This window comes from Vibrio hepatarius (genome assembly GCF_001274785.1).
GTDB classification, from domain to species: Bacteria; Pseudomonadota; Gammaproteobacteria; order Enterobacterales; family Vibrionaceae; genus Vibrio; species Vibrio hepatarius.
Map to the genome: position 1 here is coordinate 1 of NZ_LHPI01000060.1, position 1,064 is coordinate 1,064.

A 1,064-nucleotide genomic window follows, 5' to 3' on the forward strand; every position below is an offset into this window, starting at 1 on the left:
TACGGCGGTGAAGCGAAAGACTTCGCATCTATCGATAACGCTCCAGAAGAGCGTGAGCGCGGTATCACAATCGCTACTTCTCACGTAGAGTACGACACTCCAACTCGCCACTACGCACACGTTGACTGTCCAGGACACGCGGACTACGTTAAAAACATGATCACTGGTGCTGCACAGATGGACGGTGGTATCCTAGTTGTTGCTGCGACAGATGGCCCAATGCCACAAACTCGTGAGCACATCCTACTAGGCCGTCAGGTTGGTATCCCATACATCATCGTATTCATGAACAAATGTGACATGGTTGACGATGAAGAGCTACTAGAACTAGTAGAAATGGAAGTACGTGAACTTCTATCTGAGTACGACTTCCCAGGTGATGACCTACCAGTAATCCAAGGTTCTGCACTAGGCGCACTAAACGGCGAAGAGCAGTGGGAAGCTAAGATTGTAGAACTAGCAGAAGCGCTAGATTCATACATCCCTGAGCCAGAGCGTGCAGTAGATATGCCATTCCTAATGCCTATCGAAGACGTATTCTCAATCCAAGGTCGTGGTACAGTAGTAACTGGCCGTATCGAGCGTGGTATCCTAAACGTAGGTGACGAAGTTGCTATCGTAGGTATCAAAGACACTACTACTACAACATGTACTGGTGTTGAAATGTTCCGTAAGCTTCTAGACGAAGGTCGTGCGGGTGAGAACGTTGGTGCACTTCTACGTGGTACTAAGCGTGATGAAGTTGAACGTGGTCAAGTACTAGCTAAGCCTGGTTCAATCACTCCACACACTAAGTTCGAATCAGAAGTATACGTACTGTCTAAAGATGAAGGTGGTCGTCACACTCCATTCTTCAAAGGCTACCGTCCACAGTTCTACTTCCGTACAACTGACGTAACTGGTAACATCGAGCTACCAGAAGGCGTAGAAATGGTAATGCCAGGCGACAACATCAAGATGACTGTTGAGCTAATCGCACCAATCGCGATGGACGAAGGTCTACGTTTCGCGATCCGTGAAGGTGGCCGTACAGTAGGTGCTGGTGTTGTTGCTAAGATCTTCGA

The 1,064-nt window shown here is 48.1% G+C and carries 1 protein-coding gene; it reads left to right on the forward strand.

Features of this window, described 5'->3' with window-relative positions; genetic code table 11:
* A partial coding sequence (gene tuf, locus AKJ31_RS22210) for an elongation factor Tu (RefSeq protein ID WP_053411164.1) occupies window positions 1-1,064 on the forward strand: 1,064 nt, incomplete at both ends.